We start from the raw sequence: 8,299 nt of genomic DNA on the forward strand, positions 1-8,299 counted from the left end.
GCCCCGCCCCGCCCCCCGGCGGGGCGGGGCAGGCGCGGCGCACAGCGCCGACGGGGCGCCACCGGCGTCGAGCGTGCGCTGCGGCCGGTCGGACCCCCGAAGCAGGTCGCTGAAGCCCCCGGAGCCTGCCCCGGCACACCCTCCGTCCGGTGCCATCCGGTGCCGTCCGGTGCGGTCGGCGGTCGCGGGCGTCGGGACGTTCGCGAGGGCGCGACCCACGCCAGACCGGTGGGCCGGCGTCCACGGCCCGCCGCGACGCCGTGACGGCGGTGGCGTTGTCGGACCCGTCTGCAAGGGTGGGTGGTGTGCGGCAGGGTGCCGTCAGGCGGGGAGCGGGAGGCGACATGGGGACGGGACCGGGGGACGGCTGGGAAGGCGGCGTCGACTGGGAGGGCTGGCTTGACCACCCGGACATCAGGCGAAGGCTCGACCAAGACGCCGATCCGGAGGCGCTGCCGTCCGGGGAACGGCCCCTGCACCGGGCCGCGGCGTTCGGCTCGCCCGAGGTCGTCGCGGAGCTGGCCGGGCGCGTCGCCGACGTCGACGCGCTGCAGGACGGTACGACCGCGCTGTGGGAGGCGGTGGTCGGGCACCGGCCGGACATCGCACGCGTCCTCCTCGCCGCGGGAGCCGACCCGTGGCGGCCGGTGCTGGCCGGCTGGTCACCAGGGCGGCTGAGCCTGGCCGGGCCGACACCGGACCTGTTCCCGCTGCCCGAGGGCGAACCGGACCTCAGCGAGGCGGAGTCCGCGGCGGCGCGGGAAGCCCGGCGGCGCATCGCAGCCCTGGCCGACGTCGGCTACTACGACGGCACGGGACTGGCCTGCGTGGCCGGCATCGACGCGCAGGAGGCCGTACGGCGCCTGTCAGCGGTGCCGCCGGACGCCGGGCGGCTCGCCGAGCTGCTGGACGACCCGTACGGCGTCGACACGGACGACAGCCTGCGCATCGTCGGGGTGACGACCGTACCGGGCGGTTGTGTCGTCACCCAGCCCTGGGGGTACGGGCCGCAGATGCCGGGCGTACAGGCCCTGCTCTCCGCCGGCACCGTCTGCTACGGCATGTACGCCAACCCCAAGAGCGGCAACCAGGGCAGCCTCGTGCGCGACGGTGTCGTCGAGGGCTGGGACCTGCACCCCGGCGGGGGCCCGTGCACCGGTATGCCTCCCGGGGAGGTTCTCACCGCGTACCTATACGGCTCCCACGCGATCGCCGAGTGCTGCGCCCACGCGGGCCTCTTCCCCGCCGACCCGCGGCCCTTCACCGGGCCCCCCGATCTGTGGGTGGAACTCCCCGAGCGCGACTACTGGCAGCACTGACCGGCACCCCTTCCGAGGGGCCCCGCGTCGAGCCGGCAGGTGTGCGCGAGCCACGGCCTGCCCGCCGTCCCCGGGTGCGGCGGGCCGTGCACGGATCGGGGCAGGGCGGGCGGTGAACGAACCGGGTCCTTCCGCGTCGTTGCGGTAACCGAACCGGAGGAGTCCCATGAGTGCTGGACGTTTCCCGCTCGCCCGCTGTCCGCCGCCGCGCTGACGGGCGCCGCGCTGTGCCTCGTGACCGCGTGCGGCGGCATCGCCGAGTCCGTACGGAGCCACGCGGCCGGTGGGTCCCGGCACACCGCCGCAGGCAGGACGACCGCGTGGCGGGAACCAGCCGCCTACGGCCACACGTTGACGTCGACGACGGAGGCGCTGGCCGGGCGGTTCCGGGTGCACGTGCACGACGGCAAGGTGACCGAGGTGGCCGGGCTGGACCCTGAGCGTGCGGATGACGGTTCTGCCATCGGAAGGCAGGGCCCCGGGGCCCTGCCCTCGGCCGTGTACCTCCGCAGGGGCGGCCCGGTAGTGGTTGTCGGCAGCCCTCGTGGCGATTGGCTGGGGGACTGTTCCCAGCTGGCGCAGGGGTCGCAGCAGGAGGGGGCCGGTTCGACGCAGACGCTGACGGCGTCAGTGTTGTCGGGGTCCTTTTCGTTGCTGGTGGCGGTGGCGGTGTTGCTGATCTGCTTGCCGCCACTGACCCGGTCGATGACGGCCCTGTATTCCACCGTGGTCCCTGCCGGCAGGGTCTCGGTGCTGGGCAGGCTGCCTCCCGCCACGGCCGAAGCGCCGTCACCGAGATGGAAGACGACCTTGTTCGCCGCGGCGTCGTAGTACGCCTGGTCGTCGCCTTGCGCGTCGCTCTTTGCTCCGGCGTTCGGGCCGTCGACGATGCGCAGGGAACCGGGGGCCGGTTGCGTCGGGCATGAGGGTGGCCGTTCTCCGACAGGTGATGGCGAGCGCGCGGGCGGTGGAGCATGCACGGCTAGGGGAGGGGAGGTGCCGCGTCGTGCAGCTGGTCGACACGGCCGGACATGATCGTCCGTACGTGTTCGGTGATGTGCTCCGCGGGCCAGTCCCACCAGGCGACCGCCAGCAGGCGGGCGACATCCTGCTCGCTGTAGCGGGTGCGGATGAGGCGGGCGGGATTGCCGCCGACGATCCCGTAGTCGGGTACGTCGGACGTCACCACGGCACCCGCGCCGATGATCGCGCCATGTCCGATGCGTACACCGGGCATGACGGTCGTGCCGTAACCGAACCAGACGTCGTTGCCGACGACGGTGTCCCCGCGGTTGGGCAGGCCGGTGAGCAGGTCGAAGTGGTCGGCCCAGGAGCCGCCCATGGTGGGGAAGGGGAAGGTCGAGGGGCCGTCCATACGGTGGTTGGCGCCGTTCATGATGAACCGCACGCCCGTGCCCAGCGCACAGAACTTGCCGATGACCAGCTTCTCCGGGCCGTAGTGGTAGAGCACGTTGCGCGTCTCGAACGCGGTCGCGTCGTCGGGGTCGTCGTAGTAGGAGTACTCCCCGACCTCGATCAGCGGGGACCTGACCAGCGGCTTGAGCAGCACGACCCGCGGCTGGCCGGGCATCGGGTGGAGAGTCGTGGGGTCGGCGGGTACGGGCACGGCTGGTGTCCTCATTGTGTGGGCGTTGCCGGCACGCGGCCGGTGGTGGGCTGGTGATGCGGTTCCTCGCTGGTCCGCGGGTCCCCGAACCAGGCGTTCAGGGCCCGCCGCAGCGTGGGCAGCAGGCTGCCGGAGGACGCGCCGACCGGCGCGGCCCAGGCGACATGGGCGTCCGGGCGGATCAGCAGGGCGTCGGCCGGCCGGTCGTCGGTGTCCGCCCTGTGGATGTCGACCTGTGCCCATCCTTCGACGATCGTACGGAGTTCCGGACGGTCCGCGAGGTCCAGGAACACGGGACGCGCGGGCCGCATGAGTTCCGCGACGCTGGACGCCCCATGGCCGGTGTCCAGGGCGAGGTCGGGCGCGAAAGCGCCGGTCAGAGCGTGCTCGTCAGCATCGGGCGACGGGTGGCGGATGTCGCCCCCGGCGACCAGGGTTCCGATACGACGCAGCGGTGCCTCGTCGCCGCACAGTTCCTTGAACAGTTCACGGAGCGCTTCCGCGGCGGGGTCGTGTCCGCGCCGCAACGCCGCCTGGGCGCGAGTGTGCAGCAGCGTCCGCGCCCCCGCGGCGTGGCGTTCGCTGTGATACGTGTCCAGCAGGCCGGGCGGTGCCCAGCCGTGCACCTCGGCGGCCAGCTTCCACGCGAGATTGACCGCGTCGAGCATGCCGGCGTTGAGTGCGACCCCGGTGGCCGGGAACTGGTGGGCCGCGTCGCCCGCCAGCAGGACGCGTCCCTCGCGGTAGCGCTCGGCCTGCCGGTCCTGATACTGGTAACGCGACAGGCGAAGCGGTTCCCTCAGAGGCAGATCCACGCCGAGAACGCGGCGGATGCTGTCCTGGAGCTCGGCCAGGGTCATCGGCACATCGTCGTCGTACGTGGTGCCCTTGTCCTCAGTGGTCTCGGTGGTCTCGGTGGTCTCGGTGGTGGAGATCAGCAGCACCTCGGACGTGAGCCAACCGAACCCGACCACCCCGTTGTCGGTCCGCGTGAACCCCGCGCGCAGTCGGCCGAGCCCGGGTACGTCGAGATCGCCGTCGTCACGCCATCCGGCTCCTTCGGCCGGCTTGACCTGGCCCAGTCGGTTGACCTCGGAACAGGTGCTTCCCGGGAACGGGATGCCCACCATGTCACGCACACGACTGCGTGACCCGTCGCAGGCCACCAGATACCGGGCGGTCGCCCCGTACGTCCCGTCCGCACAACGGACTTCGACGTACACGCCCTCCTCGTCCTGCCTGACTCCGACCACTTCGTGACCGCGGCGGATCGTTGCACCGAGTTCTCCGGCCCGCTCCTCCAGCAGGCGCTCAACACGTGGCTGCGGTATCTGGACGGCGCGCATCGGCGGATCCGCCAGACCACTGAAGTCCAGGTGCACGTTCCCGAACGGGAACCGAGGGACGGGGTGAGGGTCGGTGCTGGCCGCGTGGAGGTCGGCCAGCATGCCCCGGTAGTGCAGCAGTTCGAGGATGCGGCCGCCCAGGCCGTTCGCCCGCGGTGTCTCACGCAGCCGCTGCTGCCGCTCCAGGAGCAGAGGACGCACACCGGCGGTGCGCAGTTCGTTGGCCAGCATGAGGCCCGTAGGACCCGCACCCACAATGATCACGTCAGCGTCCACGCGCCGCCCTCCTAGACAGCACGGCACGTGTCGTGCCGTTGAGGCAGAAGCGTGCCGGGCTCATGCGGTCCTGTCAAGAACGGCACGTGCCGTGCCGCTATGCTGGAGACATGACCAACACCCGGCGCAGCGGCCCCGACCTGACCGCAGCGATCATGCGGACCACGCTGGAGCTGGGGCGCGAACTCGGTTACGCCAAGCTCAGCATCGAAGCGATCGCCGCCCGGGCCGGCGTCGGCAAACACACTGTCTACCGGCGATGGCCCTCCAAGGGCGCCCTGCTGCTCGACTCGTTGCTGTCGCTCAGTGAGTCGGCCCTGGACTATCCCGACACCGGTGATGTGGCCGCAGACCTGCGCCGGCAGATTTACGAGGCCGTCGACCTCCTGACCGCGGAACCGCTCCGGCCCCTCTTCCAGGCCCTGGTCGGCGAGGCGCAGCTCGACCCCGGCGTAGCCGCCGCGCTCAATGAACGGTTCATCGCCCCGCAGGCGGCCAAGACCGTCGCGCGCCTGGCAGCGGCGCGGGACCAGGGTCAACTGGCGCCTGACTTCGACCTGGACCTGGCGATGGCCATCCTCTCCGGCCCGCTGTACTTCCGCCTGTTGATCACTCAGGAACCGCTGACCCACGCATACGTCGACCGAATTCTCGACGCCCTGTTCGCCGGGATGGCGGCTCGCCCCTGACGCGGACAAGCCCCTGACGCGGACGCATCCTGACGTGAGCCAGGTCGGTCCGCGGGCACGGCACGCGCCGAACGAGCTGCAAAGAACTCAGCGCGGTCTTCCAGCGCATGGTCCAGCGGCCCTGGCCCGTGCCTGTGGGGTCGAGGGACATGGTCGCCATGTAGACGCACTTGAGTGCAGCCTGTTCGTCGGGGAAGTGTCCGCAGGACTTGACCCCCCCGCCGGAGCTGCGCACTCACCGACTCGATCGCGTTCGTCGTGCAGACGACACGGCGGATCTGGCTGCGGTCGTCGGGCTGAGCGTGGGCGTTTTCGGCAGCCTGGACAACGCCCTCATACAGACCGCGGCGGACTCGTCCTATCTCGGCCGGGTCACCTTCGTCGTCATGCTCACCATGGTCGGTCTCGCCCCCCTCAGCTACCCGCTGGTCGGCGCCGCCGTCGGAGTCTGGGGCGCCGCCCCCGTGTTCCTCGGCTGCGGCATTTTCGCCAGCCTGGGCGTGGTCATCGCCCTGGCCTCCGACGCGGTGCGGCACGCCGAACTGCCCCGGCAGTCACAGCTGACCACCTAGGCATGCCAGCGGGGAAAGTATGCAACGTACTCGGGGGTCGATGGCCACCGTCGGGCTCCACTCGTGCGGGCCGCAAGGCAGGCACTCCAGTCATCTTTGGCATAGTTCGACCACCTCTGGGACGTTGTGATGCTCATGCCGAAGAGGTCGGCGACTACGGTGGGCGGGAGGCTGACGACTGCTTCGATCATGGCCGGACTCCAGCCCACCCGGCGCGGGTTCGGGCCGTGGGCCCGGATCTACCGCGAGCCGGAGGCTCCAAGCGGCGCTGCGTCCAGCTGAAGATCCTGCCCTGGAACGCGCTGAACGCACGTGAGTAGGACAAGAAGGACGACCCACGGCTGCCGGCGATGCATCCGGCTCGCCGCCTGACGCGCCTGGCTCAGATGCGCCAGGACCGCAGGGTCTCGGCGACGGCGTAGACGCTCAGCCGGGTGTCCCGGACCTTTCTGACGAGGTCGGACAGGGCGCCGTATGGGGGGTCGATGCCTTCGCCGGACTGATCCATGTACTGAGCGGCCACGAAGGCGGCGAAGAGGCTGTTGCGGTGGGGGAGTGGTTCCAGGCGCACGATCGTGTGCAGGAGCGCGGCCGCGCGCCAGGCGGCATCTGGGTCGGAGGCCTCGAGCGTCGGCATCCGGGTCTTGTGCCGGGCGACGGCCGCCACCAGTGCGGAGTAGTCGGTCACGGTCACGTCCTCGTGCCCGAGGGCGGCCTCCTGGACGTCGAGGAGCCAGGAGACGTCGATGTGGACAACCATCAGGCAGCTGCAGCCCCGTCGCCGCGCTGAGAAGGCGGAATCTCCTCGGGGAACGCCTCGTCGAATTCTCCGCGCAGCCTGTCGGCCCAGGCGGTGGCGCCGGCGACGAACCGTTTGCGGTGCATCTCGCGTACACCGAGGTCGTGCAGGTACTGCTTGAGGCTTTTGCCCTCGGCGGCGGCGGCGGCCCGGACGCCTTCCATTTCCTCGTCAGAGAAGGACACGTTCAGTGATGGCATGACCCGATGGTACCTAGTTGGTACCACGCTCCTCAAGGCCGGCGAGCGGGGTCAGAGCAGCCAGTCCAACACCGGCGCCTGAATGCGATGGAGGGCACCGGGAGCGCAGCAGCCTGTCACCGAGGTAGGTGAGGTGCTTCCATCGCTCTGGTCGCGTCACCCCACCCTGCCGGCACCGGCATGCCGACGCAGGGGTTTCGCGCAGCCGCCTCCGCACGCCCTGGCCCGGGCCAGGGCCCGGAGGTCGATGGAGGCGTCGACGAGCAGGACCAAGGCGACGTCGCCGGTCCGGCGCGGCCGCCACTTTCCGCTGCCTGAGCCCGAGGTCCGGGCCCACCGCTGTCCGCCCGGGCCACGCCTGCCCCACCGCCTGGCACCGTTGTCCTTCTGGCCGCGACGCTCTCACCTTCATCGTCTCTCCCGCGGCCAGGTTCGCGAGGCACGGCACTGGCTGCACGAGGTTACCGACGGTGCCTTCCTCGACTGCGAAGCCTCCGACCGGCTCTTCCTGGCCGTGTTCGAGGCGGTGGCCTCTTACGCACGCAGGACCGGCCTGAGCCAGGCCAGCCCGTCCACTGCAACTGCGTTGGATCGCGCCCAAGCTGATCACGGCGGCCAATGACCGGGTGCAAGGCGCGAACGTCCGCACCGTTCGAGTCCTGGTGCCCGCGCCCGTGAATGCCGGCCTCACCACGGCGGCCGCCGCTGCGGCTCCGCAGACGACTGTGCCGCCGTTGCGGTGGAGCGCCGGACGCCGGCCAAGGGCTACTGCCGCGCGATCGAGGCACACCGGCATGCCGCCCGGCCGTCCCTGGCGGACCCAGGCATCGCAGAGGCGGTGGAGCGGCAGACCGCCGCGATGTGCGCGCTGAACCGCCGGGCGTTTCCCGAGCCCGACTTCGTTCCGGGCGATCCGCCGGCCCCGGTCGAGCAGGTGCGCCTGGAACGCCGCCGCCAGGCCGCGCCGCGCCGGGCTAAGCAACAGTGGGGCAACTGCAAGCCAGCCCTCCTCCACCTGCTCGGGCGACAGCGGTGCACGAGACGGGACTCCGTCGGCGCGTCCGGATCCGCCAGGAGAGCCACGACCGTAACGCTCTGCGACGACACCCGCATCACCGGACCCTTCTCATCGGCTTGCCCGGCGATCACCAGTGCCCACAAGGCGATCACCAGTGCCCACAAGATGTCCCCGGGACAACCCCGGTGCCGAGCCGGACCGAGCGCACCCACCGCCCGACATCCTCACCGTGGTGCACGACGTCGCCCGGCGACCTGGGCAGCGGGTGGCCGGCCTCCAGGTGGGGCCGGGGGAGGTGGAAGCAGCGCTGCCACTCCACCGGCCGGCGCTGCCACTCCACCGGCCGGCGCTGCCACTCCACCGGCCGGCGCTGCCACTCCACCGGCCGGCGCTGCCACTCCACCGGCCGGCGCTGCCACTCCACCGGCCGGCGCTGCCACTCCACCGGCCGGC

General features: G+C 71.5%; 7 protein-coding genes and 3 pseudogenes. 4 read left to right on the forward strand and 6 right to left on the reverse strand.

The genetic code is table 11. The annotated features are described in order from the left end of the window. Window positions 1-344: 344 nt before the first annotated feature. Both GT045_RS15095 and GT045_RS38910 read left to right on the forward strand, forming a co-directional pair. Window positions 345-1,319 carry an ankyrin repeat domain-containing protein gene (locus GT045_RS15095; RefSeq protein WP_161334472.1) on the forward strand — a complete coding sequence of 325 codons (975 nt, stop codon included), beginning with the start codon at window positions 345-347 and terminating at the stop codon, window positions 1,317-1,319. Window positions 1,320-1,670: 351 nt separating this feature from the next. Further along, the gene (locus tag GT045_RS38910; protein ID WP_202528105.1) at window positions 1,671-2,150 is read left to right on the forward strand and encodes a hypothetical protein; all 480 of its coding nucleotides are present in this window, start codon (window positions 1,671-1,673) and stop codon (window positions 2,148-2,150) included. 151 nt (window positions 2,151-2,301) lie between these two features. Here the strand turns inward: GT045_RS38910 and GT045_RS15105 are convergent, their stop codons facing one another. Both GT045_RS15105 and GT045_RS15110 read right to left on the reverse strand, forming a co-directional pair. Continuing rightward, the gene (locus GT045_RS15105; RefSeq protein WP_161334473.1) at window positions 2,302-2,946 is read right to left on the reverse strand and encodes a CatB-related O-acetyltransferase; all 645 of its coding nucleotides are present in this window, start codon (window positions 2,944-2,946) and stop codon (window positions 2,302-2,304) included. A gap of 11 nt (window positions 2,947-2,957) precedes the next feature. Next, entirely contained in the window at window positions 2,958-4,568 is a 1,611-nt protein-coding gene (locus GT045_RS15110) for an FAD-dependent monooxygenase (protein WP_161334474.1), read from the reverse strand. Window positions 4,569-4,678: 110 nt separating this feature from the next. Here GT045_RS15110 and GT045_RS15115 point away from each other — a divergent pair, with 110 nt between their 5' ends. After that, window positions 4,679-5,257, forward strand: a complete 579-nt coding sequence (locus GT045_RS15115) for a TetR/AcrR family transcriptional regulator (protein ID WP_161295627.1) — start codon at window positions 4,679-4,681, stop codon at window positions 5,255-5,257. An 85-nt stretch (window positions 5,258-5,342) separates the two neighbouring features. Here GT045_RS15115 and GT045_RS39715 read toward each other — a convergent pair. Then, window positions 5,343-5,538 (reverse strand): annotated as a pseudogene (locus GT045_RS39715) (transposase); the annotation flags it as partial. On the opposite strand from GT045_RS39715, the pseudogene GT045_RS15125 reads away from it, so the two are divergent. After that, a pseudogene (locus GT045_RS15125) lies at window positions 5,536-5,829 on the forward strand (MFS transporter); the annotation flags it as partial. The pseudogenes GT045_RS39715 and GT045_RS15125 overlap by 3 nt on opposite strands. A gap of 382 nt (window positions 5,830-6,211) precedes the next feature. Here the strand turns inward: GT045_RS15125 and GT045_RS15130 are convergent. From GT045_RS15130 to GT045_RS39720, 3 genes and pseudogenes are all read right to left on the reverse strand, one after another. After that, window positions 6,212-6,589 (reverse strand): toxin Doc, encoded by a 378-nt coding sequence (locus tag GT045_RS15130; protein WP_161334475.1) that lies wholly within the window; start codon window positions 6,587-6,589, stop codon window positions 6,212-6,214. Further along, window positions 6,589-6,828, reverse strand: coding sequence for a hypothetical protein (locus GT045_RS15135; protein ID WP_058084289.1), 240 nt, complete (start codon window positions 6,826-6,828; stop codon window positions 6,589-6,591). The genes GT045_RS15130 and GT045_RS15135 overlap by 1 nt, the downstream gene beginning before the upstream one ends. Window positions 6,829-7,994: 1,166 nt before the next feature. Beyond that, a pseudogene (locus tag GT045_RS39720) lies at window positions 7,995-8,299 on the reverse strand (hypothetical protein); the annotation flags it as partial.

The organism is Streptomyces sp. SID486 (assembly GCF_009865385.1).
Classification (GTDB): domain Bacteria; phylum Actinomycetota; class Actinomycetes; order Streptomycetales; family Streptomycetaceae; genus Streptomyces.

Bases quoted from the DNA above. Each gene is read 5' to 3' on its own strand.
- GT045_RS15095 (WP_161334472.1), top strand. From the start codon at position 345: ATGGGGACGGGACCGGGGGACGGCTGGGAAGGCGGCGTCGACTGGGAG.
- GT045_RS15115 (WP_161295627.1), top strand. From the start codon at position 4,679: ATGACCAACACCCGGCGCAGCGGCCCCGACCTGACCGCAGCGATCATG.
- GT045_RS15130 (WP_161334475.1), bottom strand. From the start codon at position 6,589: ATGGTTGTCCACATCGACGTCTCCTGGCTCCTCGACGTCCAGGAGGCC.
- GT045_RS15135 (WP_058084289.1), bottom strand. From the start codon at position 6,828: ATGCCATCACTGAACGTGTCCTTCTCTGACGAGGAAATGGAAGGCGTC.